Here is a 23,972-nt window from a genome sequence, read left to right on the forward strand (position 1 = left end):
AAGGTAGATTGTCGACTCGCAAGGGTGAGAACGGAGAACCAGGAGCGGAACATGGCGATGCAACCTTTGGTGCTGGTAGTCGATGACGATCCCCATATCAGGGAGGTGGTGCGCTTCGCCCTCGAGAAGGGCGGGGTCCGGGTCGCCGAGGCGGAGGACGGGAGGCAGGGACTCGACTTCTTTCACGAGATGGAACCGGACCTGTTGATCCTCGACATAACGATGCCCGAGATGGACGGCACCGAGGTCTGCCGCGCCGTGCGGGCAGGTTCCGATGTCCCCATCATCTTCCTCTCCTCCAGGGATGACGAGATCGACCGCATCGTGGGGCTCGAGCTCGGGGGGGACGATTATGTCACGAAGCCGTTCAGCCCGCGCGAGCTGGTGGCCCGGGTGAAGGCCGTCTTGCGCCGCAAGGTGGTGATCAAGGAAGTGCCCCTGCAGGAAACTCCGGCCGCCGCGGGAAAGGTCGTGCACGGCCTGCTCAGTCTGGACGTCGACCGGTTCGTGGGGCGCTGGGGGGGGACGGAAGTTGTCCTGACCGTCACCGAGTTCGGCCTCCTGCGCACGCTTCTCGGCTATCCCGGCAAGGTCTTCTCGAGGGAGGAGCTGATGAACGGGGCTTACCAGCACGATACCTTCGTCACCGACCGCACTATCGACAGTCACGTGAGACGCATCCGGCAGAAGTTCTGCGCCGCGGGGGGGGACCCGGTCGAGACGGTCCACGGGGTGGGATACCGGCTCGGTCCCTGCCTGGCGGGGGAGCGATGAACTGGAGACCGCGGCTTGGCACCATCCTGCTGATCATCAACCTGGGGATCCTCCTGCTGCCGCTCGGGGGGATCAGCGTCCTGCGCCTTTACGAGAGCGAACTGGTCCGGCGCACCGAAACCGAGCTGATCTCCCAGGGCTCCTTGATCGGTGCGGCCTACCGGGAGGAACTGCTGCGAATCGCCGCGGAGAACGCCGGAACGGAAAAGATCCTCAACTACGGCATTCCCGCCAAGGCGCGACCCTCCCGCAGTGACCCTTCCGAAAAGTACCATCCCATCAACGCGCGACTGAACCTCCCCGACGAGAAGATCCATCCTCCCGCTCAGGCTGCGGTCCCCGCCCGCACCGCCATCGACCCATTTGCACTTGAAGCCGGCAGCCGCGTCTCATCCATCATGCGCAGCAGCACGGACAGCACCCTGGTCGGCGTACGTGTGGTGGATATCAAGGGGACGGTGGTGGCGACGACGGGCGAGGAACGTCACCTTTCCCTTTTGAACCGGGAGGAGGTGCGGCGGGCCCTTGCGGGGGAATACGTGAGTCTTTTGCGCGAGCGGCTGGATTGGGATAGTTCGGCCCGGCGCGGGAACCTGGTGCGCGTCTTCGTGGGGATGCCGATAATCCATGAAGGGCGCGTCCTGGGGGCGGTGATCCTCTCGCGGACCCCTCTCGACATCGGCAAGGCCCTCTACCTGGTGCGTGGGCAGCTGGGGATCGCCGCGGCAGTCCTTTTGGGACTGGTCATCGTCATCACCATTCTCACGTCCGTCATGGTCAACCGTCCCTTGCGTGCCCTGGTCAGCCAGGCCAAAGAGGTGCAGCACGGCACGAAGCGGGAGATGCCGGTAACCGGCAGGTTCGGCATCCACGAGATCGCACAGCTCTCCGACGCCATCTCCGTGATGGCGCGGACACTCGAGGAGCGCGCCGATTACATCAGGACCTTTGCGGCCAACGTCTCCCACGAATTTAAGACCCCATTGACCTCGCTGCGCGGCACCGTCGAACTCCTGCATGACCACCTCCAGGAGATGTCCGAGGACGAGCGGGACCGGTTTCTCACCATCATCGCCAGGGACGCGGAGCGCATGGAGCGGCTGGTGCGCCGGCTTCTCGATCTGGCCCGTGCCGACACCCTGACGGTCGGGGAAGAGCGGACCGACCCGGCAGGTGCGCTGCGGGCAATAGCCGATCGCTACGGGGAGGCCGGGGTAAAAGTGGTGGTGCGGTGTGAAGAGGACGTTGTGTCGGTGAGGATGGGGCACGAGACCTTCGACTCGGTGGTCTCAAACCTCATCGAGAACGCGCGGCAGCACGGAGGGGACGGGGTGCAGGTGGAGATCCGCGGGCTCCTGGGGGAGCATCCGGAGGGATGTCTTTTCGAGATGGAAGTGCACGACAACGGCCCGGGGATTTCGGACGGGAACAGGGAGAAGGTTTTTCTTCCCTTCTTCACCACGGCCCGGAAGACGGGGGGGAGCGGACTCGGGTTGTCTATCGTGCAGGCGCTGCTTGGTGCCCACGGAGGATCGATCTCACTGGAGCAGAGCGAGCAAGGTGCGCTCTTCAGGGTCATGGTTCCGGCTATCCCCGCGCAGGGCGGTGCCAGGTCTTGAAAAATAACTATTTATGGAGGTTACTGCTAGGGCCGGGACGTCAGCGCGCGTTGTCACGAGAGGTAACGTCGTCGACCGTGAAGGGGAATTCTGAAGTGGGCGCGCCATGGTGTGGGATCGTAGCAGCAAAACCTTATATTTCAAGACCTGGCACCGAGCCTGCCGAGCCTGGGCACCGAGCCTGGCACCGAGCCCCCCGATATCAAATCGTTCTGCCAGCCATCTTGGGGGGAGCGGGCGGGGTGGATTCGAATCCCGTTTCCCGCTCCAAAAGAAATCAAGGGCGTAGCCAACTAAGGCTGCGCCCTTTTATTTTCTTCACCCGTCGTATTCGCTGATCAGTACAACGGTTCACCGACATGGCTCTGCCCGCCCCTCACGCACCAGACGTGGTACTCCATGTACATTGGCGCGCCCGCGACCTCTCCTGTGACGAAATTGACCTGGTAGGCTGCCCACGGCGCGCCTGGATACGGCGATGCAGTCCAATAGGGGTAGCGTCCCCATATCAAGCCAAAGGGATGCCCATCCGGCACCATCTTGCCGGAGGTACTGGTTCTGTCGATTAAGCTCGTCAATTGCTCCACGGTCGGGAGGTGCCAACCCATCCGCCCCCCCACATCGATCAGGTTGCATTCAGCGCGCGCCCCCTGGTAAGTCCAGAGGCTGTTGTACGGCGACTGTTGCCATACCAATCCTGTTTCTTTGTCTAAGACAGCTGCTCCATTGAGAACCAGCTCGAACCTAAGGTTGGCCGGCAGGGCTCTACTCCAGGTGGGGGGGAGATTGTCCAGGATGGGCGGGGATACTTGGCTGCCACCTTCTGCCGCGGTGCCAGAAGCGGGAGTGAACACTAGAGAAACCGCAAACACAATGACTGCGCCAACAACGAAAAAGTTACTTTTACGCATGGCCGAGCCTCCAATCGTGTTAGGTGGTTCACCTGTTGTCGTGGTAGCTGGGAAAACCTTTCCGCCTCCTTTCAGGGGAATTGTGCACCGATTTTGGGGCAGTTCGTGTCTATCAGGTTGTTTGGGGGACGATCAGGCAGGTGGGCTAAGTCAGCAGGTTCTTGAACTCCTGTTGCGGTGGGATGCTTCATCACATTGTCATGATTCGTGCGGTGTTGTCGCAAGCCCTCCATTCAGTAATGGTAGAACTGTTAGTTCCGTTGTCAACGGCAATGACATCCCGGTCATTTCACATTCCGGACACCGGTGCCAGGTGGCACCGAGGAGCGCACACATTTAATCCTGCATCAGGTCGTCGACTCGCTCTCGCATCCGCTTTTCAATCCAGGTGGGGGCTGGCTGCTGACGTCCGGTCTTCCATTCCTAAGTGCTTAGATCTTGACAGGAGAAGTTTGGTGGGTAGATTTTAATTTTTTCCCGCACTCAGGTGAGACTATGGCCAATTCGGATCAACCCCACCTAAGACGTGACCCTTTTCAACGCCCGTCCCTTACTCCCGGTCCGCTCGGACACAATGATTCTGCCGCGCCAAATACTCCTATTATTTATCCACGGCCTACCCCGGGGCCGCTTGGCGTAAATGACCACGCTACACCTGAGGCTGTAGCGGCCAGAGCTGTCAAAACGAATCCGAGTCACTACAAAGGTTCTCGTATAGGAAGCCAGCTGCCGTTGGGCATGCGAATTTCAGATGACGGTGTCAGGTTCATATGGAGCGAGGAGTATGCTCCTGATGTTTCAGAACGCTTACATTGGCCTGGTGGCGCAAGTGGAGTGACTCTGGGCGCTGGTTATGACATGAAGACAAGATCAAAGCAGCAAGTGTTAACAGACTTGCAGGAAATAGGGGTTAGTCGGGACCTGAGTGCAAAGGCAGCGTGTGGCGCGGGCCTCTCTGGGGAGGCAGCTGAATCTTTCGTGTTGTCGCACCGCAAGATGCTAGTGCTTGGTGAGCAACAGTCTATAGCGTTGTTAAGGTTGATACTCCCGAGCTATGAGAAGGTAGTAAGACAAGGAATACGGGTTCCACTTTTACAGCATGAGTACGATGCACTTGTCAGTTTTTCCTATAATCCTGGTGGATGTTTTAGAAAAGTAGCATCTTGTATAAATGAAGGAAGAATTGGTGACGCCATGTGTTTCATAACTTCCGCCAACAAATCTGGAGGCAAGGTGTTGAATGGTTTAGTTAAAAGAAGAAAAAGGGAGACGCAGTTGTACCTCCGTGGGAAGTATATATGAACAGAATCCCAAAGAGCACCAGCAATCTTGTTCTGGGGGTATGCGTTCTTCTATTCCTGCCTGTGAAAGCGGTGGCTCAAACGAAGCCGATAGAATTCTTAGCCGGCGCATGGCGGGTAACGGGAGTGCGTCTTGATGAGACCTTAACGAGAACCCCTCACTATAACTACAATGATGCAGATCTGATGGGAAGTCTGATCACCTTCACCACTAAGAACGTGCAGGCCAAGATGCCGGAAAAGGTTAATTGCAGAAATCCTGTCGTGAACACAGAGATTATGACTATGGAGACCCTTATCGACCGCACAATGCTTCGAACCCGAGACCTGATTTCGCGGAAAAACCGCTTCGCTCTTCCTCTGGATACTTCCAAGTCCATTGAAGTCCTGTGGGTCACCTGCGGAAAAGGGCATGTAGGTCCAGACGACCCACGTGGTCCTGAGGGGTATAACTGGATAGCCAAACTGTCGGGAAGCAAGATCGCCATGCGATGGTACGATAACACGATATTGCTCCTGGACCGAAAAACCAAGCGCAGGCTTCCATGAGGACATTGTAAGAGACTCGGCGCAGGCGAGTTATAAGGAGCGTGGGCACCCAGACCGGGCACCCAGACCGCGAGCTTTCCCCGTGGTCTTCCCAAATCCTCTCGCTGCAGTTCACGTCGCACCTTATATTTCAAGACCTGGCGCCGCCCCCCGCCGAAAGTTACCCCTCTCTTCCTTGAGCGTTGCAACATGTTGTCTTCTTTTGTCTGCCAAGGCGCCAAAAGATTATTCCTTTACCAGTTGTAGGCGCTGGGATAGAATACCGCGAGGAACCGCAGGAGGCAGCGCCCTCAAGCGGCGCAAAAAAAGAGGAGACGATGCCAACTTGTTGGATTATTGCGGGTCCGAATGGAGCAGGTAAAACTACCTTCGCGTTGGGGCACCTGCCGAGAGTGGGGTGCAGCTATTTCATCAATGCCGACCTAATCGCTGCCGGCTTGTCACCGCTTGCTCCAGAAAGAGAACTGGTGGCAGCGAGCCGGATCTTTCTGAAAGAGATAGAGGATCGCATAGAACAAGGTGAGGACTTTTCCTTCGAAACCACCTTGTCAGGTCGAACCTATCTGCGGTTGCTCCAACGCTTACGCGCCGACGCGTGGCGGGTCGAATTGCTGTACCTTGCCCTTCCTAATGTTGAGATGTCGACGCTGCGTGTAACAGAACGGGTCACGCACGGCGGGCACAACATTCCGGCTTCAGACATCCAGCGACGATTCTCACGCAGTCTGAATAATTTGTTCAACGTATTTGGCCATCGCGTAGATCGTTGCCTCTGCTTTATGAACGACGGTGAGGCGCCAGTGCTGGTCTTTGAACAGATTGGTGAGACCAGAGAGGTTTTCCACGTGGAATATTATCAACTTTTGCAAGGGGAGACTGTTGTATGAATGCGACCAGAAAAAGTACTGCATCTACAGAAGCTCAGCTTGTGCTGGAAAACCTCAAGGAGGCGGTAGCGCAGGCGCTGGAGAAGAAGAGACGACTGGGGCAGTACGCTGTGACCTGGAAGGACGGCAAAGCGGTCCTGACTGGTGACGATGCACCGAGAGCCGAACCCAAGGAATGACGGTCTGCTCCACGTAATGAAGCCAAAGGATCAGACTAGGTGAGAAAGATCGCCTCGATCAGTGTAAATGATGACTGGACTCTTGATGTCCGTTTCGCAAACAGCGAAGTCCGCAGATACGATGTAAGTCCCCTGCTGCAAAGAGAGGCCTTCCGAGGGCTGGAAGATGCCGCAATGTTCAAAACCGCCCGTAATGGTGGCTACTTCGTTGCCTGGGACAACGATGCCGACCTGAGTGCCGACACCCTCTACCTGGAAGGTGTACCCCTTGCGTCCACGACTCATCCCACCTAATCCCCGCCTGCCGTAGCCTTTAGATGCACCCTCAGAATTCTCCGTGGCTCTTCCCAAATCCTCTCGCTGCAGTTCACGTCGCACCTTATATTTCAAGACCTGACCCCGAGCCTTTATGGTCTGGGACAACGATGCGGACCTACGTGCCGACATCCTCTACCTGGAAGGCGTACCCCTTACGCCAACGATTCATCCCACCTGATTCGCACCACTCACTTTAGCTGGCTATCCTTGCTACCTCTCCGGTTGTAGAGGGCTGCTGCCTTCTCCTTCTTTTCAAGCTCTGATTGGCAGCCAACACAGTATCTAACTCCTGGAATTGCCTTGCGACGCGCTTCAGGAATAGGAACCTCGCACTCCTCGCAATGGGTGAGGCTTTCGCCTTTAGGCAGACGACTCTTAGCCCGTTCGACTGCGGATTCCACCGTGGCATCTATCTGTTCCTGGACCGCTCCATCTCTCGACCATCCAACCGCCATGGCTTGTTCCTCTGTTTCTCATATGACTGCACGTGAAGGCCGATTGGCCTCCGACTCAGTATACTCCTTCCTCCCCTGTTTGGGTTTGAATCCGGTGGAGCCCACCCAGTGATGCCCTGGCCCATTGACCCCAGACTCCATTCGCCTCTCTCGGATTTCCTCGATTTTCTCCGTGGCCAATGGTTTGGGGTGTTCTAATTTAAAGTCTTTCTCAAAACTTCAGCATTTGCTATAACAAATGCGTTTTTCAGAGGTATGCCACCTCCAATAGTGAGCCTGGAGAGGACCGTGTATGGCAGTGAGACACGAATCAAAGATGAGCGGTGCTTTGGGTAATGTATTAGGCATTGTAATATTCGTAGTCGTGGCAGGTTCAGCGCTTCCCAACGTCAACCTCACCAGTCTGATCTTTGGAGTCGGAAACCCTGCTCCGCCACTTGCTCCAATTGTAGTGAATCCTATACAGCCGGCAAAGGTAAAAGTTGAACAACCGGTTCCACAGGCGACTTCGGATGGGTACGAGCGTTACACCGACAAAAATGGAAACGAGGTGGTAATCGTACCCGCTAGGTACCAGGCAAAAAACGAATCAGCCCCTGTTCAGACAGCCCCGGTGCCAGACCATTCAGCAGTTTCCCCGGCAGCGTCCCCACCAGTAACGCAGAAGGTGAATGTGCCTGTACAGGCCTCACCACCGCCAAATCTCGCTGTAATTGCCATGAACGCGGCGGCAAAGGCGCATACAGGAATGAATGTGTTTGAATCGTGCCGATGCAATAACGGCCTGGCTACGAAAGGTGACTCAAGGCAAGAGGTGTTAGAGAAGTGCGCACAGCCTGCCGGCCGATTCGGCGGTGACAGGGATTGCCCCGAGATCTGGGTGTACAACTTCGGCCCAAATGAATTTATGCAAGGGGTCTGTTTTGACCGCAGCAATCGCGTCACCAAAGTCCTCAGCCTCGACCACGGTTATTGACTGTGCGCGACACGGAGCGTAGACCTGAGTGCCGACACCCTCTAACTGGGAGGCGTACCCGTTTCGCCCACGCCTCATCCCGCCCGATTCCCGCCTGCCGCATATATCGGTCCCTCAGAATTCTCCGTGGTCTCCCCAATCCTCTCGTTGTGTCTACGTGCCTGTTATATTTCAGAACCTGGTGCCGGGCCACAGAAGATATCCTGTTTTGGGATATTTGATGTGTTGTGCAATATTGCGCGTCATGACGACTATATATGATTCCCGATACGTAATTATTGTTGAGCAGTTGAAGAGGGTCCGTGTTGAAAAGAAGGTCACTCAGAGAACTCTTGCAGGACTTCTTGGGCAGCAACAGTCTTACGTTGCTAAAGTTGAGGGGGGAGAGCGAAGGCTAGATATTCTTGAGCTGTTCGATTGGCTTAAAGCACTGAGGGCTGACCCTCTCATTTTCCTCCGGGAGATTGGCTGGGTCGCACAAGAACGTCCTGGCAACATACCCGCCCTGCCTTTGCCTGGCCATGTCGAGGAGGTACATGGAGGTCTAAATCTCATCATGGCATGGCAAGGTGAAAAGAAAATAGTCTTTTTGCAAGATGCCAAGCCCCATGATTACCTAATTGTGGAGAAAGAAATTACAGCAATTTTTCAAGAGTTGAATAACCACAAATCAAAAACTATGAACAGAGAAGCGATCTGCAAAGCCTTCCAGCTAGCATTTGAGTTGCTTCCGGCGGTTAATCCTAGTGATGTATACCACCACATCGTGTACCGTCTCTATCTACGTGAGTACACTAAGACCAACGCTGAGCAGAGTTGGGTAAGGGCAGGTGGCGAGGCGGTCGAACTTTTCGTTGCAAGGCACTATGCTGACCGCCTTGCCGCGAATGGCATAGAGATAAAGGCCTTACTGAGCCGTGGTGAAAAAGCCGCTGCGTTGGCAGAAATGGGGTTAGCGGGTACTGTGGGGGATTCTAAACTTGACATAAGCCTTTATGGCGTAATAGAAAGGAAACGTTACATTTTCGGTGGCATTCACTGCAAAGCTTCGTTTGCTGAGAGGGTGTCAGATGACGTTCCTTGCAGCGAAGCTATGATGCGTAGTGGCCTGACGAGCCTGCTCTTTACGTTTGATGCCAAATCCTTTCCACCGCCGGCAGGAGATCTAATCAACCGCGGAGAGCTCGGCACACACGAAAACCCCTCAGACAAACGGAGATACATCGAGGAACATGGTTCCTTTGATGCCTGCTTTTGCTACAATCTGAGGAGTGTACCTAGTAAGAAAAAAACGACTAGCGGCAAAAGGATTTATGTCTGTAAGTTTGACGAAGATGACGTTTTGCCACAGAAAGTGATTGAGGCGTGGCAACAGTACAAAGTGAAACATAAGCTCTGACTCTAACCATCATAAATAGAAAAGTCGCTCCAATTACGGAACGACTTTTTTGCTCCCCCCAATGGCTTCGTGTGCGACTAGTTATAGTTAAGATGCGTTGTAACTTCTTTAGCTAAAGCAGCGGCAAGTTTGGGGGGGACTGCGTTACCTATCTGCTTGAATTGCTGAAATTGGGAGCCATCAAAATAATAGGTATCTGGGAATGACTGCAATCGCGCCGCCTCCCGCACAGAAATGAACCTATCTACCTCTGGATGAACGAAATCAGAACAATCTCTTGCCATATGAGCTACCAATGTATGAGATGGTGAGTCCCAATTTAGTCTTCGATACTTATTAGCAAAACCGCCCGCATCAAACTTCTTGAAGAAAGCCTCCATGTCGAGTAGGCCGCTATCTAGCATCTGCCTAAGTTCCATCTCTTTTTCGATGTCTTCTCGCCGACAACCGTCTAAGTTACGTAAACCTTTTCCGCCTAATAGCTCATTAATGAGTTCTTCTTCAAAGAGCTTTTCGGAAAGTCTAGCTCGTAATTCGCGACCATAATCTCCGGGCTTCATTAGTGCAAGCCTGAGGCGTCTTATGGCAAGCATCTGCTTTGCAGAATGATGCAGAATGACGTCAGAGCCGCTTCGCATTTCTGTCTGATACTGAGATGGGCGCACCATCGGCGGGTACGGCAGCGTGACATGCGTGTCTTTAGGTAGCAGGACTTCGAGAGGTAAGTCAGAGATAGCATCTCGCACTGTCAGCGCAGGAGGCAGCTTGTCCCTTTTCGGTATTTCATAGAACGACAATTGCTCACTGCGGTCTTCCTCACTGCTAGAACCGTTCAAGTATTCATGGGTAGGCTTAGGCTCTTTAACTGCCATTTTGTCAATACCACCAACTATGAACACCCTTTTCCTGCTCTGAGGGACACCGTAATTGGCAGCATTCAGTACGAAAACTTTCGTGGCGTACCCCATTTTTTCCGTTTCCTCAAGAATGTTATCAACTACTTTTCCATCCATTAGGGTAAGGATGCCGGTGACGTTTTCCATAACAAACGCCTTTGGTCTAAACTCTTCAATATAGCTAAGGAAGTGTTGATATAGCTGATTTCTTGGATCGCCTGGATCACGCTTCCCATAGGTGGAAAATCCTTGGCAAGGAGGCCCCCCCAAGAGGATATCTAATGCCCCCCGTTTAAGCGCGAGTTCTTCGCGAACTTTTGCAGGATGAAGACTCTCTATAGGATCACTATTACATTTTGTATTTGGATGATTTCTGCCAAAAGTTTTTATAGCGTGTTTATCAAAATCATTTGCATATAAAGATGTCACTCCCTCTGCCTTAAAACCTTCGGTTAATCCTCCAGCGCCAACGAAAAGATCAATTGATTTCAACAGTACCTTCCTTTTTTATAGCTGTAATTATTGTGCTGATGCATAAATTTAGCTGTTTCCTTACATCATGTTCCCAAAATCTGATGACAACCCAGCCCTCTTCCGTAAGTTGTGTCGTGTTATGAAGATCACGTGCTTTGTTGTACGCAAGCTTTTTCTCCCAAAAAAAAGAGTTCGTTTTGGGCTTCCTATAGCAAATCGGGCAGCCATGCCAAAAACAGCCATCGACAAATATGGCAACCTTTTGCTTAGTGAAAACAATATCGGGGGTTCCTGCGATCCTCTGGGTGCACAGACGATACCCTCGTATCCCAGACGCCCACAGGGCTCTTCTGAGAGTCATCTCAATTTCAGTATTCCGACTGCGAATCGCTTGCATGTTTCGGCTGCGGGCCTCTTTACTGATCCTATCCATGCCTTGAAAATACCAAACGCAGCCGGCAAACTCCATTTAGAAGTGGATAATGAGGGTAGTAATGGTGCAATACGGTAGGAGACAGCATAGCAACCAGACGTGACAGGAAATGTCGCATTTGGCTGCGTCCTTGCGGTGCCGTCGGTGACAACTGAACACGGCTTGTGGTATTTTGGGTTTAGGTGTAGATGCTCCTGGTGCCGGTACGAGGTGTTTGTGTCCTCGAAGGAATAGCAGAAATCCGATGTGAAATCCATTGAAAAGGTGTGGATAAGAACCATATAACGCTGTGGGGTAAGTGGCAACAGAGGCAACCGGGGGCCGTCCTGGCAACCCTGTGGGACCTTGATGTTTAGATATTTGAACTAGCAAAATTGCAGTGGGTACTTTCGCTTTCGTCCTCAGGTACAAACAGCCGCGTTACGGGCTTCGCTGGGGACTCCTACCTTGCAGGGGGCACATCCGGCAGGAGCCTCCACTCCACGTTCTTTTGCAAGACTGACTGAGTCGGGAGCATAGCTGAAGATCATGCAGCGGGTTTCGTCGTGGCCTGAAGTTAAGACGGCTTATGCGGGGCAGCGGCGGATGCAGGCGCCGGACAGTCGCCCCGATGATGCCGGGTGGATGCTGGCCGGGATCGAGCACGGCATCGATCACCGCGGCGGGGGAGGTTTGAAGGGGCCGTTTTACTGTTTTCTCAGATACATCGACTCTTCTGACAGGTAACAGCCGGGACTACACTCCGTTGATTCCCGAATTGTTGCCTGTGTCCACTCTCCTTCATCTATCCAAAAACTGATGGTGCACTTGCTGTTTTTGCGGTAGGTGTACTCCTGCACGGCAATTGCTTCTCCTACCTCATTTTCATCCGTCTCTGCTCCTAATCACCAGAAAGCCGCGATTCTGGCTTTCCCGTGCTCATGTCGACTGCAGGTCCCAGACTTCGCAATTTTGAAGACGACGGTCTTGGGATCGAGGTAGGTGACTTCCTGTGACTGCCGCTCCTTTCCTTTTACCAGGGAGAAACGCAAGGGGACTGGGGAGGATGTGGCATGGCGCGTTGAGGCTCCTGCTTTCGGGAGGGATGTGCCGCACCAATGCTGAACCCCTGCACCGAAACGGCAATGGCCAGAAAGGTAATGGCGGGAATCTTCATGTCTCGCATTCAGGGGGCAGGGGAGTCGCGTTCGAGGTCCCGTTAGCCTGGAGAAGAATAGTAAAGCCCGACCGGCATCCCGGTCGGGCTTTCGGTGTTCTCCTGTGGGCTGCTTTACAGCGAGATGATGCTGAAGGGAGGCGACCAGACACCGGGGCCGGCTGTTCCGATGCAGCGGGCGATCACGGAGTAGGTCTGGCCGGGTGTGCGGCCGGGGATGTTGATGTTGGTCCCACGGGCAAAGGTGCCGAAGGGACTGTAGTTTGCCGCTACGGTCGGGTCGGTATCGGTGATGTGGAATTCGTAGCTGGCTGCGCCTGGTACGGGTTTCGCGCTGGCAACGAGGACACCGCTCAAAGTTCCGTGCTTCACGGTGAGCACAGGTGCAGGAAGCGGGTGGGTGAAGCGCGGCTTGCTCGATTTCTCCTGGGAGATCTCGAACCCTGAATTCTGCAGCATGGCGACATCGCCGTTGGCGGCAAGTTCCACGTGCATTACCAATCTCTTCAGGATTGCCACTACCTCATCCCGCACCTTGTCCCTATACGCCATCTTCTGCGAGTCCCTGCTTTGAGCGTCGTCGCAAGCTCGTTGCAGGCGGTCGATTCCTTCCCCCAGCCTTTGTAGGTCTTGGCTGAATTCCGCTGTCTTGACCTGGAAAAGGGGACTGTTGTTCAGGTTTGTGTTCACTTTGCGCGCGACATCAAGTACCTGCTTGGCGTTCTTCGAAAAGGTGGTTTTGAGCTTGATCATCCGAGCAATCACCTCCTTTGGCTTATATAGCTTCCGCCGATGCAGTGAATTGTAAATCTTTAATCTTAAATCTCAACTGCGGGCCAAGCTCATTCGCATTATTTCTGGCAACGTGGCATGTTCATGAGCCTCACGCCTCCGATCGTGGCCGCCGCTTAGGTAGCATCATCCGTCCGACCTGAAAACATCATCGGAATTTTCGCAGCTAGGTCTTGTTTTCGATCCTGCAACGGGCTGTAATTCCTGATGGTTTCAGCGTGGGCAAAAAGACAGGCCTTGCAGCGGGAAAAACAGGTATCGATTTTGGGCCGGTGAGGATGGCCACGAAAGAGCTAACTCAAGCATAGGCTTGTTGCTTTTCCTGCAGATGTACTTCCGAACGGCTATAGCTTCTTCTGCCTCCTTTTCTCCTTCCTGCGACTAACGACCAGTTTTTAGATCCTCGTCCCCCCTTGTTCCTCTCGGCCTCCACATCTTGGAAATGGAGCCCAATCTTCTTAACATCGTCCTCCTGATTTTACGACCCGGGCAACCGGGGACATCCTTCATACCTCAGTGACGATTGCCAGGGATGCAGGCTTCGCACGGGACGCCCACTTGGCACAGGGCGCAGCCGGCGGGGCCCTCCACACCACGTTCTTTGGCAAGGCGGACCGAGTCGGGGCCGTAGCCGAAGATCATGCAGCGGGTTTTGTCGTGTCCTGCTGTTGAGACGGCTTGTGCGGGGCAGCGGCGGATGCAGGCGCCGCAGGCGCCGGTTTTGAAGTGGAGACAGTCGGCGCGATGGTGCTCGGCGGTACGCTGGTTCGGATCGAGTACGGCGTCGATGACAACGGAATTGAGCACGATGGCCATCCCTTTGACGCTGAGAAAGGCGCTGTTCAGGCCGAAGGTGCCAAGCCCTGCCGCGTATGCTACGTGCCGGTCGGACCAAGGGGAGGTCTTGCCGTCGGGGGCGTCCATGATGCGGAACCACTCTGCATCGGCCGGAGCCACACCACGCACGCCGTGCCGCTCCATCTCCTGCAAGAGTTCTCGCCGTACCTCCTTTTGGAGCACCTTTGCGCACAGGTCGTAGGCCTTGGTCCACTCGACGGACGGCCGATCGGTACAGCGACGGTTGCTGTCCCGTAGCGCCTTGCTCCAGGGCATCGCCCAGCTGACCACGGTGCCGCCGCGCCAGCTCTCCTCGCCGTGCACGGCTTCATAGGCCTCCAGGGGCGTCTTGTGCCAGGGACCGATGATCTCTTTGAACTCCTCGAAGATCGGATCGTCGCCGCCGGCAAAATTCACCAGCGGCTCTTCGAAGTAGCGGTTCGCCAGTAAGTCGGACCAGTTCCCCTTGTGGTCGATGATCGAACGCGTGATCACTTCCCGTATCAGCTCCTTCATTTCACCCTCCATTTAACGCGCCGAAAAACAGACGTCGGCGCAAGCGGCAAAGCGCAAAGCTTTGCGATGTTGTATATGCAACTTTGCGGACAAAAAAAATGCCGATTAGCGACGGAGGGGACTGGCTCCGCTAGGTGCCTGTCCCCTTCAGCTTCTGGCCGTTGGCTGGGCTGAAAGGGGCGTTCCGCTAAAGGGACAGGCACCTGACGGAGCCAGTCCCTTCTGATCCGCAAAAAATCAGCAGTTTACTCTGAGACGATCGGCGATGGCCTTGAGGGAAGAAGCGCCTTCTTCGCCTAACAACGCCAATGCGCGTTGCTGGGCTTCCTGCCACTGTTCATGGCAGTCCACCATGAGCTGCCTGCCGCTTTCGGTGACCCGGACGGTCTGTCCCGGCCCCTTCCCTGACACCTGGATCCAGCCGCTGTTAACCATCCGGTCGATGGTACGGCTCACGGTCGACTTTTCCATCTGCAGGCGCGCACCGATCTCACCGGGACTCGCGTCCCCGATGGTCAGCAGGCACACCAGAATGCTGGCCTGGTTGATCTTGATGCCGTGCGGCTGCAGCGCCCTGTCGTAGAGGCCGGTGATGACGCGGTTCAGACGCCTGGCCCGGCCTGCTATGCACTGTGCTGCAACAAGCTCGGCAATCTCGTTTGCGGACTTCCCTGGAATGTTCATGTTGCATATACAACATGAACGGTGTCGCGATGTCAATTTTTTTGTTTGAAAGACGTGGGATCGTCAGAGAAAAGTAAAGCCCGACCGGATATTCGACGAACCATTTTTGCATTTGTGCGAAAAAGGTGGGCAAATGGCCGAGGCGGATGCAACGTGGCGAAGTGGCGTCGCTTTCGCCGGTGGGGCCGCAGGGGGGGCGTTCTTTCATTTGCAGATCTGCAAATAATAGGCTGGACGCGGCATGGGGCGGTGGCAGTGTAACTGCCCGGAAATTTACCGTTCTTTGGGCGGGGCGCAGGTCGGGCGGTGGCGGTATGGATATTGCGTATACAGAATGGAAGGCGACGTGATATCGCAATGCAAACAGGAGGGTAACAATGAGTAATGTGAAACTGGGAAATCCTGCGGTAGTCGGTCTTGCTGGCTTCGGGCTGACGACATTCGTGCTGCAATGCCACAACCTGGGCTGGTGCGGTATCGCTCCCGTGCTCTGGCTCGGTCTCTGCTTCGGCGGGACGGCGCAAATGATCGCCGGCCTGATGGAGTTCAAGACCGGTAACAACTTCGGCTTCTGTGCCTTCACCGGCTACGGGGCCTTCTGGATCTCGCTCTGTCTGATGATCATCTTCGGCAAGAACGCGGATCTGGTGAAAGCGTACCCGACCCTGGCGTTCAACGCCAACGACCTGGGCTTCTACCTGGTGGCCTGGACCGTGTTCACCTTCATCCTCTTCATCGCCTCGATGAAGCACCACGCGACGCTCGCCTTCATCTTCCTCACCCTGCTGCTGGGCTTTATCGGGCTGGACGTGAAGGAATTCACCGGCAGCGCTCTGGCCGGGACCTTCGCCGCTTACGACCTGCTGGTCTGCGCGTTCTCCGCCCTGTACCTGATGACCGTAGCGGTCTACGCCGAGTCCGGCATCAACCTGCCGGTGGGCGAGCCGTGGATCAAGGAAAGTGCGGCAGCCGAAGGGGTGCTCGCGGCTGAGAAGGTTAAGGCTTAAGGCGCAAAACCAAAAGCGGTTACGCAAAGAACTCAAAGTAGTCGCGAAGGACGGTAAGAGAAGCTTTTTAGGGTTTTACTTCCTGAAATCTTTGCTTCCCGTTCTTTGCGGATACTCGGCGTGCTTCGCGTAACTGCTTTTTTGTTTGGTGTACAGCTTTCCAAAAGCAGTTACGCAAAGAACTCAAAGTAATCGCGAAGGACGGTAAGAGAAGTTTTTTAGGGTTTTACCCCTGAAGTCTTTTCTTCCCGTTCTTCGCGGATGCTCGGCGTACTTTGCGTAACTGCTTTTTTGTTTGGTGTACAGCTTTTCAAAAGCGGTTACGCAAAGAACTCAAAGTAATCGCGAAGGACGGTAAGAGAAGTTTTTTAGGGTTTTACCCCCTGAAGTCTTTTCTTCCCGTTCTTCGCGGATGCTCGGCGTGCTTTGCGTATCTGCTTTTTTTGTTTGGTGTACAGCTTTTCAAAAGCAGTTACGCAAAGAACTCAAAGTAGTCGCGAAGGACGGTAAGAGAAGTTTTTTAGGGTTTTACCCCCTGAAGTCTTTTCTTCCCGTTCTTTGCGGATACTCGGCGTGCTTCGCGTAACTGCTTTTTTGTTTGGTGTACAGCTTTTCAAAAGCAGTTACGCAAAGAACTCAAAGTAGTCGCGAAGGGCGGTAAGTGAGGCTTTTTAGGGTTTTACCCCTCTGAAGTCCTTTTTTCCGGTTCTTTGCGGATACTCGGCGTGCTTTGCGTAACTGCTTTTTTGGTTTGGTTCTACCAAAGATAAATGGACTTGTTGTCGAAGCGGTCGCGGTGGAAGTAGAGGAAGACGTTGAGGAGCAGGAACAACAGGAAAACGCTGAAGGCGGTGATGCGGTAGCCATAGTCGGGGACGAGGGCTCCGGTGGATGTGACGACCTGCTGCAAAGGAAGCATGAGGAGGTTCGCCATGCCGCTGGCGCTGGCTATAAAATTATAGGCGATCAGCAGCCACAGGGTGAGCCGCTGCCGTTTCAATATCCCGACGATGAGGTACAACGAGATGATGCAGTTGGCGAAGATCAGTTCTTCGGCTTTGTCTCCTGAATAAAGCCGCCCCATGAAGGGGAAGCTCCCCCCCAGGTCGGTGAGGGTCACCAGCATGGCCAGAAGGTAAATGCCGGTCAGCGGAACCAGCACGAAACTCCTTTTCCTATCATCGCCAGATGGCATTACCCTGTCCGTTTCTTTCAATCGATCCCCCGTTGCCCACCGTTTTCTGGAGCGCCGACATAGTAGCAGGAGGGGCGTTCAATTGACAATTGATAATTGACAATTGACAATCGGAACACCAAAGGCTTTAACGCAAAGGCGCAGAGACGCGGAGACGCTAAGAGAACCAACAACAATAGGGTCCCCGACAGTTAATCTTTGCGCCTTTGCGGCTTTGCGTGAGGAAATGCTTTAGGTTAGACCCAAAAGCACAGAGGCGGAAAAGCTGATTTTTAACGTAATGACGCAAAGACGCCAAGAGAAACAAAGGACTATTGGGTACCCCCGCATAATCTTGCGTCTTGAGCCTTTACGTTACAGGTTTCGATTTATCCCTTTTATCCCCTTTATCCCTGTTTGAATGTTTTTAGCTGTTCTTTGTGCCTTTGCGACTTGGCGGCTTTGCGTGAGATAGAAGGTGACGTTGGCATTTGGCCTTGCAAAAATCTTCGGTAGCGGGTACGGATGCTGTCATGGGAAAGCTCTCCGACAACATCCGCAAGCTGTACCTCTTCTCCTTCCTGCAGATGACGCTGTTCCCCATGGCGATCATCACGCTCTTCTGGAAGGACCACGCCGGGCTGTCGCTCACCCAGATCCTGCTCTTGCAGAGCATCTTCTCGGTGGCGACGCTCGCGCTCGACTACCCGGCCGGGTACGTAAGCGACCGGCTCGGCTACCGCTGCGCGCTCAATATCGCCTCCGTCCTGGGAATGGTGGGCTGGGGCATCTACATCTGGGCCGATTCGTTCGCTACGGTGCTGCTGGCTGAGATCATCCTGGGGATGTCGCTTTCCTTCATCAGCGGCTCCGATAGCGCGCTCCTCTTCGAGACGCTGCGGGCACAGGGGGAGGAGCAGTCTTACGCGCGCCACCAGGGACGCATGCATGGCTTCGCCCAGGCGGGCGAGGCGGCTGGGGCGGTCCTGGCCGGCGTGATCTACGCCTTCCAGCCGAGACTCCCCTTCATCCTCCAGGTCGCGGTGTGGGGCGCCGGCCTGCTGGTCACCAGGCAACTGGTGGAGTCCCCGAGGGCACACGCCCCGCTCCGCTCCCACCTCGCCGAGGCCCTCGCCACCGCCCGCTACGCCTTCCTCGACAATCGCCATCTGCGCTACACCATCCTGCTCAATACGGTGCTCGGGGTGGCGTCTTTCTACCCGGTCTGGCTGATCCAGCCCTACATGCAGCACGCGGGAGTGCCGGTGGCCTGGTTCGGACCGGTCTGGGCCGGCGCCAACCTGACGGTGGCCGTGTGCGCCCTCGCCAGCCACCGGATGCACAACCGCCTGGGGGACCGGGGCATGGTCCTGCTCTTTTTGTTGCTGGTGGTGGTTGGCTACCTGGGGCTGGGGCTTGCCGGCGGGATCTGGGGCTTTCTCTTCTACTACCTCCTGACCTGCATGCGCGGCCTGCGCGGGCCCATGATGCTCGCCCACACCCAGCGCGAGTCCGCGAGCGCCAACCGCGCGGCGACGCTGTCGCTGCAGTCGGTATCGTTCCGGCTCCTGTTCGTGGTCACCGGCCCCCTGGTGGGGAAGCTCGCGGACCAGGGGGGCGTCGGGCACAGCTTTTACCTGCTCTTCTACGCGTTTTTGGGGACCCTGCCGATGCTTGCGGTTCTCTTTCTGAGGCATGCGCCGCGGCGGTGAAGGTAGAGGCAAATGCCCGGGTGAACTTCGCGAGACGGGGGCATGAAAAAAGCTGGCCCCGGGATGGGTGCCAGCTTTATGCCCGCTCAGACGCGGGGCGTGGCTGATTCAGCTATCACATGCTGCGGCCTTTGCGACCGGAGTGGATCTTGCCATGATGGGTGATGACGTGGACGTTGTGGTTGGGCTCACGCCGCATCATCATTTCGTGCTTGGGCGGCACCAGGGACTTCTTACCGCTCCGCTCCCGCTCCATCATGACTTTCATCTTCGGCGTCATCGGCGTCTTCATCTCTCTCATAGCCGACACCTCCTTTCTCTCTGCAACAAGTATAGCATGGCTGAAAGGAAAGGTTCAAAATCCCCTCTGTCCCCCTTTTACAAGGGGGGACGCGAGGGGGGCGCTGTGCTTTGGGCTGTGCTCGCCTGTGAGTATCGGCTGCGGCGCAAAGCCTCAACGCAAAGACGCGGAGCCGCAAAGGCGCAAGGAAAAACAGGTACGGTTCTAAACCACAACCCAATTCCCCGTATTCGTCACAATCTATTTATGGCTCCCCCGAATTCCCAGATGAACCCCCGCAAAGACGTAGGCTCTGTAATGCTTCGTGGATGAGCTCGCTGCAGCCCGCAGCATTTCTGGCAGAAGGTAAAGAAACGTCGACACTCAATGCAGCGGTCTCTGACAGAGACCGCGAGAGGATTTTTGTTGAAAGATCAACTTTCCGAGCCATAATGGTTCACTGTCTACATGGAATGAATCCGATTCAAGGAGGAACTGTATGAAGCGCAATCTGTTGTTTTGTCTGTCGGTGCTGGTGTGCTTCGCCCTGTCGGGCTGCGTGACGAGCGGCACCTACCAGAAGAAGGAGCTCGAGGCCCAGAACCTGGAGAAGAGCCTCCAGGAGCAACGGGGACAGTACAACATCCTCATGGGCGAAAACGACCAGCTCAAAAACGACATCAAGAAGCTCACCACGGAGCTGGCCGCCATGACCGGCGAGAAAAACGCACTCATGGCGGACAAGAAGGGGCTGGAGGAAACACTCAAATCCACGTCCGACGCCAAGAACCAGAAGATCGGCGAGCTGAGCCAGAAGGTGGGAGACCTGACCCAGAAGACGGCCGACCTGGAGGCGGAGAACAAGCGCCTCAAGGACGAGGTGGCCCGTCTGCAGAAGCAGAAGGAGGAAGTCCAGAAGACCAGCAAGACCTACGGCGACCTCCTGGAGCAGATGAAGGGGGAGATCGCCAAGGGACAGGTGACCATCTCGGAGCTGAAGGGAAAGCTGACCGTGAACATGGTCGACTCGGTGCTTTTTGATTCCGGCAAGGCGGAGGTGAAGCCTGAGGGGCTGGTCGTGCTGCAGAAGGTCGTCGACATCCTGAAGACCGTGAAGGACAAGGCGGTCAGGATCGAGGGGCACACCGATAACGTCCAGATCGTGGGGCAGCTCGCCAAGCGCTATCCCACCAACTGGGAACTCTCGGCGGCGCGCGCCATCAACGTGACCCGCTACCTGCAGCAGCAGGGGCTCGACCCGGCACTCCTCGGGGCGGTGGCCTACGGCGAGTTCAAGCCGGTGGCGTCCAACGACACCGAGGAGGGACGCGCCAAGAACCGCAGGATCGAAATCGTGCTGGTGGCGAAGGAATAACCCGGCTCACGCAAAGCCGCAAAGACGCAAAAAAGGCGCACCCCATCCCCTTCATCCCTGTTTGATTTGGTTGCGCCTTCCTCCTCTGCCGGCACAAAAGGCTCACCACAGAGGACACGGAGGTGCACAGGGGGCTGAGAGAAAAGGCGACTTCAAGGGAGAAACAAGACATTCCTTTTCCCCCGGTGTCCTCCGTGTTCGGCTTTTCAGGCTTTGAAGACGGTGGTACAACTAAGGGAAGATCGTTAACTCGGAACGCTAAGGAGTTTCATTATGACGACCCCGGCGGAAACGTCCTTCCTTCATACCCTGTCGCTTGCCGACGACCTCCCGCTGCGCCGCCGCTTCATGGTGGTGGACGAGGACCTTTTGGGCAACATGCGCTTCGGGATGCTCCTTGAGATCCTGGACAAGGTCGCGGAGGAGACGGCGCTCAGGTACGTGAACCGGTTCTACCCCGAGGCGCGGGTGGTGACGGCGGCCATCGACAACATCATCGTCCGGCACGTCGCGGACGTGACCCGCGACATCGTCTGCGAGGCGCGCATCAACCACGTGGGGCGGTCGTCGCTGGTGATCGGGATCCGCGTGGAGCAGCCCGGCGAACCGGCGAACCACGTGGCTTCCTGCTACTTCACCATGGTGGCGCGCTCGGGTATGGGGGAGGGGGCGGTCAGCGTGGCCCTGCCCCCTCTGGAGTACATAACGGAAAGGGAACAGGCTCGGGCACGGAAGGCGGGGGCGCGCCGGGAGGAGTACCGGCAGCAGCAGGCGCTCACCTCGGAGCCTCCCAGCAGCGAGGAGTACCGGATGCTGGCCGCGCTGCACACGGCGCAGGACGAGCCGGGGTTCCAGGGGCTCCTGGCGGGACGCCTGGTGGCGGATTCGTGGGAGAGGATGTATCCGGAGTTCGAGAACGTGCCGCAGAAGATCTTCGGCGGCTACCTGGTGCGGCGGGCCTACGAGCTGTCGTCCATCTGCTCGGAATTGGTTGCGCCGGACCGGTCGGTCATGGCGGCGGTGAACCGGATCAACTTCTTTCACCCGGTGCGCATGGGCGACAAGCTGCACTACACCAGCCGCGTCGTGTTCACCTGCGGCAGCTACATCTGCGTGGAAGCCAACATCGAGCGCATCAGCCGCGACCGTACCAGCAAGGCGCTGTCCAACTCGTGCCTGTTCACCTTCGTCAACGTGGACCGGGAGCTGCGCCACAAGCCGGTGCCGGCTGTTTACCCCACCACCTACGCCGAAGACGCCAGGTACTTGGAAGCGGAGCGGAGCTTCAAGGGACTGTCGGGGCACATCCACCTGATATAGAAAGGTGGTTCGCCAAAGATTTAGCGTGGCAAAAGGGGGCGGCTTCGCAGCTTGCGCACATCGAAGGGATGCCGCGGGCGCAGGCGATCTGCACGGCCCGCTCCTGCACCTCGCCGGAAACGCCTTCCGACGCGATCACCAGCGCGTCGACCCCCTCCATTCTTTCCAGTGTCGCGACCAGATCCGGATGCACCATGCGCAGGTCGAAACCCGCCCGTGCCGCCGCCGTCATCCAGTCCCACCCTACCGTTTTTTCATTGCCTACAACCGCTATGCACATCGTTCCCCCCTGTGTGAACCAGCGCAGCCCCCAGTCACGGCGTTTCGGCGTTTGGAAACTGAATGTTGTTTTCAATAACATTGTCCGGCGGTTTTTGTCAACGGGAAAACTGAAGCGGCGCGGTGGAGGAGGATGGGGAGGATGGGGAGGATGGGGAGGATGGGGAGGATGGGGAGGATGGGGAGGATGGGGAGGATGGGGAGGACGGGGGATTTTTGCAATCCTGCGAGACGGGCTTTGCGGTTTCGCGAAATGGCCGGCGTGCGAGATCGGTTTTAGAGACGGGGAATGCCCCTCTTAACAAAAGCTCCTGTGGAAAACTTAAGAGGACTTGGAACACGCCATTGTGTTAAAGTTGCGCATCTTGCGACATTTTTGAGCATTACCGCGCGGTGGTTTCACCACTGCCGCACGTGATGCCGCACATTTGGGATGTGCCCGTCCGGTTGGTATACATCATGCTATTTCACGGACACACCACTTTATCACTGCTTTACTGACGGAGCAGAATCGAGGGCTCGAGATGGACACTTACACGATCGATGTCGAACTGGAACACTACTACGGCGACCGCATGGCAACCAGCAGCAGGGAGGCCTGCCGCCGTTTCTACCTGCGCGCGGTGTCGCGCTGCAACGGCGCGGAACTGGAGCGGTACCTCAAGCTGGTAAAGGCACACGCTTCCGTGTACTCCTCGGTCCATCACATGTTCCGCTCGCCGTTCAAGCACGTCGAACTGCCGCTGCTGCTGACGAGCCTGGTACTTCTCATCTCCAGCCTGGTCATGGTCTTTTCCGGTGAAACCAGCGCCCTCATCGCGGGCGGCACCTCCGCCGGGCTGATCGGGGCCCTGCAGTGCATGAGGCAGTTGATCAGGAATTGGCAGCAGCACTCGGTGCGCGAGGCGGTGTTCACCGAATTCGCCGAGTTCCTGCAACGGGAAACGCTGCAGTAACAGAAACCAAAAAAGCAAACCATTGGCCACGCTTGCGGGCCATAGCGCCTTAGCGCGACGGCTCGGAGAAAATCTGAGGACGTCTGAGAAAACCTGAAACCCTTACAGCCGTTCGGGTTACCCCTTGAATCTTTTGCTTCTCTCGGATTTTCTCAGATGTTCTCTGTGGCAAATGGTTTTAAGGTTAGGTATAGTGTCCCCTGCCTGTTGCGGCATATCATCCCAACGATGGAGGTAGGAAACATGAAACGCCTGATTCTTCTCAGCTTGATTCTTGTTCTTGTTGTGCCCATGACTGCGTTTGCCAGTCTGGATTCGTTCCTCTCCAGCCTCAATGTCCAGGCCCGCGCCGACATGAACGGGTTCTCCGCCAAGGTGAGCGCCCAGTTCGGTGTGCCGACGGCCAAGGTCCAGATGGTGCTGCAATCGGTCCCCGAGCCGGCGGATGCCTTCATGCTGTTCCAGCTGGGACAGTACTCCGGTAAACCCGTGGACCAGGTCTACCAGGTGTACCAGCCCAACAAGAAGAAAGGTTGGGGCGCCATCGCCAAGGAACTGGGCATCAAGCCCGGCTCTGCCGAATTCCACGCCCTCAAGAGGGGGGACCTCCGCCTGACCGGTCAACCAATGGGGCGTGGCGGGGACGAAGACTCCGGCCCGGGCAAAGGGAAAGGCAAGGGGCACGGCAAGGGACACAACAAATAGGGTTCATA

Annotated in this window: 25 protein-coding genes; 15 read left to right on the top strand and 10 right to left on the bottom strand. The window is 56.1% G+C overall.

Annotated features, from left to right (window positions below; all coding sequences use genetic code 11):
- The first annotated feature begins 51 nt into the window (after positions 1-51).
- Together KP004_RS03185 and KP004_RS03190 are read left to right on the top strand one after the other, a co-directional pair.
- Complete coding sequence (locus tag KP004_RS03185) at positions 52-774, top strand: response regulator transcription factor (RefSeq protein ID WP_239026912.1); 723 nt, start codon at positions 52-54, stop codon at positions 772-774.
- Positions 771-2,393 carry a sensor histidine kinase gene (locus tag KP004_RS03190; RefSeq protein ID WP_216800932.1) on the top strand — a complete coding sequence of 541 codons (1,623 nt, stop codon included), beginning with the start codon at positions 771-773 and terminating at the stop codon, positions 2,391-2,393. Before KP004_RS03185 ends, KP004_RS03190 begins: the two co-directional genes overlap by 4 nt.
- Positions 2,394-2,731: 338 nt before the next feature.
- On the opposite strand, the gene KP004_RS03195 is transcribed toward KP004_RS03190, so the two are convergent.
- Complete coding sequence (locus KP004_RS03195) at positions 2,732-3,304, bottom strand: Lcl C-terminal domain-containing protein (RefSeq protein ID WP_216800933.1); 573 nt, start codon at positions 3,302-3,304, stop codon at positions 2,732-2,734.
- A 738-nt stretch (positions 3,305-4,042) separates the two neighbouring features.
- Between KP004_RS03195 and KP004_RS03200 the strand changes: the two genes are divergently transcribed.
- The 5 genes from KP004_RS03200 (at position 4,043) to KP004_RS03220 (ending at position 6,514) form a co-directional block, all read left to right on the top strand.
- The gene (locus KP004_RS03200) at positions 4,043-4,606 is read left to right on the top strand and encodes a DUF8812 domain-containing protein (RefSeq protein ID WP_367620763.1); all 564 of its coding nucleotides are present in this window, start codon (positions 4,043-4,045) and stop codon (positions 4,604-4,606) included.
- A complete protein-coding gene (locus tag KP004_RS03205) occupies positions 4,603-5,154 on the top strand; it encodes a hypothetical protein (RefSeq protein WP_216800936.1) in 552 nt (183 codons plus the stop codon). The genes KP004_RS03200 and KP004_RS03205 overlap by 4 nt, the downstream gene beginning before the upstream one ends.
- A gap of 317 nt (positions 5,155-5,471) precedes the next feature.
- The gene (locus tag KP004_RS03210) at positions 5,472-6,041 is read left to right on the top strand and encodes an ATPase (protein ID WP_216800937.1); all 570 of its coding nucleotides are present in this window, start codon (positions 5,472-5,474) and stop codon (positions 6,039-6,041) included.
- A gap of 41 nt (positions 6,042-6,082) precedes the next feature.
- Positions 6,083-6,220, top strand: a complete 138-nt coding sequence (locus KP004_RS03215) for a hypothetical protein (RefSeq protein ID WP_239026913.1) — start codon at positions 6,083-6,085, stop codon at positions 6,218-6,220.
- Between the two features lie 39 nt (positions 6,221-6,259).
- Positions 6,260-6,514, top strand: a complete 255-nt coding sequence (locus KP004_RS03220; RefSeq protein WP_216800940.1) for a DUF2442 domain-containing protein — start codon at positions 6,260-6,262, stop codon at positions 6,512-6,514.
- Positions 6,515-6,726: 212 nt separating this feature from the next.
- Here the strand turns inward: KP004_RS03220 and KP004_RS03225 are convergent, their stop codons facing one another.
- Positions 6,727-6,993, bottom strand: coding sequence for a DksA/TraR family C4-type zinc finger protein (locus KP004_RS03225; RefSeq protein ID WP_216800941.1), 267 nt, complete (start codon positions 6,991-6,993; stop codon positions 6,727-6,729).
- Positions 6,994-7,285: 292 nt separating this feature from the next.
- On the opposite strand from KP004_RS03225, the gene KP004_RS03230 reads away from it, so the two are divergent.
- A complete protein-coding gene (locus KP004_RS03230) occupies positions 7,286-7,969 on the top strand; it encodes a DUF2845 domain-containing protein (protein ID WP_216800943.1) in 684 nt (227 codons plus the stop codon).
- Positions 7,970-8,213: 244 nt separating this feature from the next.
- Positions 8,214-9,368 carry a BsaWI family type II restriction enzyme gene (locus KP004_RS21385; protein ID WP_216800945.1) on the top strand — a complete coding sequence of 385 codons (1,155 nt, stop codon included), beginning with the start codon at positions 8,214-8,216 and terminating at the stop codon, positions 9,366-9,368.
- A 77-nt stretch (positions 9,369-9,445) separates the two neighbouring features.
- Here KP004_RS21385 and KP004_RS03240 read toward each other — a convergent pair whose 3' ends face one another.
- The 5 genes from KP004_RS03240 to KP004_RS03260 form a co-directional block, all read right to left on the bottom strand.
- On the bottom strand, positions 9,446-10,756 hold the full coding sequence (locus tag KP004_RS03240) for a DNA cytosine methyltransferase (protein ID WP_216800946.1): 1,311 nt from the start codon (positions 10,754-10,756) through the stop codon (positions 9,446-9,448).
- Positions 10,743-11,207, bottom strand: a complete 465-nt coding sequence (locus tag KP004_RS21440) for a very short patch repair endonuclease (protein ID WP_216800948.1) — start codon at positions 11,205-11,207, stop codon at positions 10,743-10,745. Before KP004_RS21440 ends, KP004_RS03240 begins: the two co-directional genes overlap by 14 nt.
- Positions 11,208-12,441: 1,234 nt before the next feature.
- Complete coding sequence (locus KP004_RS03250) at positions 12,442-13,080, bottom strand: hypothetical protein (protein WP_216800949.1); 639 nt, start codon at positions 13,078-13,080, stop codon at positions 12,442-12,444.
- 552 nt (positions 13,081-13,632) lie between these two features.
- On the bottom strand, positions 13,633-14,472 hold the full coding sequence (locus KP004_RS03255; RefSeq protein ID WP_216800950.1) for an epoxyqueuosine reductase: 840 nt from the start codon (positions 14,470-14,472) through the stop codon (positions 13,633-13,635).
- A 237-nt stretch (positions 14,473-14,709) separates the two neighbouring features.
- Positions 14,710-15,156 (bottom strand): MarR family winged helix-turn-helix transcriptional regulator, encoded by a 447-nt coding sequence (locus tag KP004_RS03260; RefSeq protein ID WP_216800951.1) that lies wholly within the window; start codon positions 15,154-15,156, stop codon positions 14,710-14,712.
- Between the two features lie 377 nt (positions 15,157-15,533).
- Here KP004_RS03260 and KP004_RS03265 point away from each other — a divergent pair, with 377 nt between their 5' ends.
- Positions 15,534-16,163, top strand: a complete 630-nt coding sequence (locus KP004_RS03265; RefSeq protein WP_216800952.1) for an acetate uptake transporter — start codon at positions 15,534-15,536, stop codon at positions 16,161-16,163.
- A gap of 757 nt (positions 16,164-16,920) precedes the next feature.
- On the opposite strand, the gene KP004_RS03270 is transcribed toward KP004_RS03265, so the two are convergent.
- A complete protein-coding gene (locus KP004_RS03270) occupies positions 16,921-17,325 on the bottom strand; it encodes a hypothetical protein (RefSeq protein WP_239026915.1) in 405 nt (134 codons plus the stop codon).
- A gap of 545 nt (positions 17,326-17,870) precedes the next feature.
- Here KP004_RS03270 and KP004_RS03275 point away from each other — a divergent pair.
- Positions 17,871-19,049, top strand: coding sequence for an MFS transporter (locus KP004_RS03275; protein ID WP_216800954.1), 1,179 nt, complete (start codon positions 17,871-17,873; stop codon positions 19,047-19,049).
- Between the two features lie 115 nt (positions 19,050-19,164).
- Here the strand turns inward: KP004_RS03275 and KP004_RS03280 are convergent, their stop codons facing one another.
- Positions 19,165-19,350 carry a hypothetical protein gene (locus KP004_RS03280; RefSeq protein WP_216800956.1) on the bottom strand — a complete coding sequence of 62 codons (186 nt, stop codon included), beginning with the start codon at positions 19,348-19,350 and terminating at the stop codon, positions 19,165-19,167.
- 478 nt (positions 19,351-19,828) lie between these two features.
- Between KP004_RS03280 and KP004_RS03285 the strand changes: the two genes are divergently transcribed.
- Together KP004_RS03285 and KP004_RS03290 are read left to right on the top strand one after the other, a co-directional pair.
- Positions 19,829-20,704 (top strand): OmpA family protein, encoded by an 876-nt coding sequence (locus tag KP004_RS03285; RefSeq protein ID WP_216800957.1) that lies wholly within the window; start codon positions 19,829-19,831, stop codon positions 20,702-20,704.
- A gap of 273 nt (positions 20,705-20,977) precedes the next feature.
- A complete protein-coding gene (locus KP004_RS03290) occupies positions 20,978-22,024 on the top strand; it encodes an acyl-CoA thioesterase (protein WP_216800959.1) in 1,047 nt (348 codons plus the stop codon).
- Here KP004_RS03290 and KP004_RS03295 read toward each other — a convergent pair.
- The gene (locus KP004_RS03295; protein ID WP_216800961.1) at positions 21,990-22,304 is read right to left on the bottom strand and encodes a hypothetical protein; all 315 of its coding nucleotides are present in this window, start codon (positions 22,302-22,304) and stop codon (positions 21,990-21,992) included. The genes KP004_RS03290 and KP004_RS03295 overlap by 35 nt on opposite strands.
- A gap of 523 nt (positions 22,305-22,827) precedes the next feature.
- On the opposite strand from KP004_RS03295, the gene KP004_RS03300 reads away from it, so the two are divergent.
- Positions 22,828-23,259 (top strand): GSU0071 family protein, encoded by a 432-nt coding sequence (locus KP004_RS03300; protein ID WP_216800962.1) that lies wholly within the window; start codon positions 22,828-22,830, stop codon positions 23,257-23,259.
- Between the two features lie 243 nt (positions 23,260-23,502).
- Positions 23,503-23,964: a hypothetical protein gene (locus KP004_RS03305; RefSeq protein ID WP_216800964.1), complete on the top strand. Its 462-nt coding sequence runs from the start codon at positions 23,503-23,505 to the stop codon at positions 23,962-23,964.
- The last annotated feature ends 8 nt before the right edge of the window (positions 23,965-23,972 follow it).

Source organism: Geomonas oryzisoli (genome assembly GCF_018986915.1).
Classification (GTDB): Bacteria; Desulfobacterota; Desulfuromonadia; order Geobacterales; family Geobacteraceae; genus Geomonas; species Geomonas oryzisoli.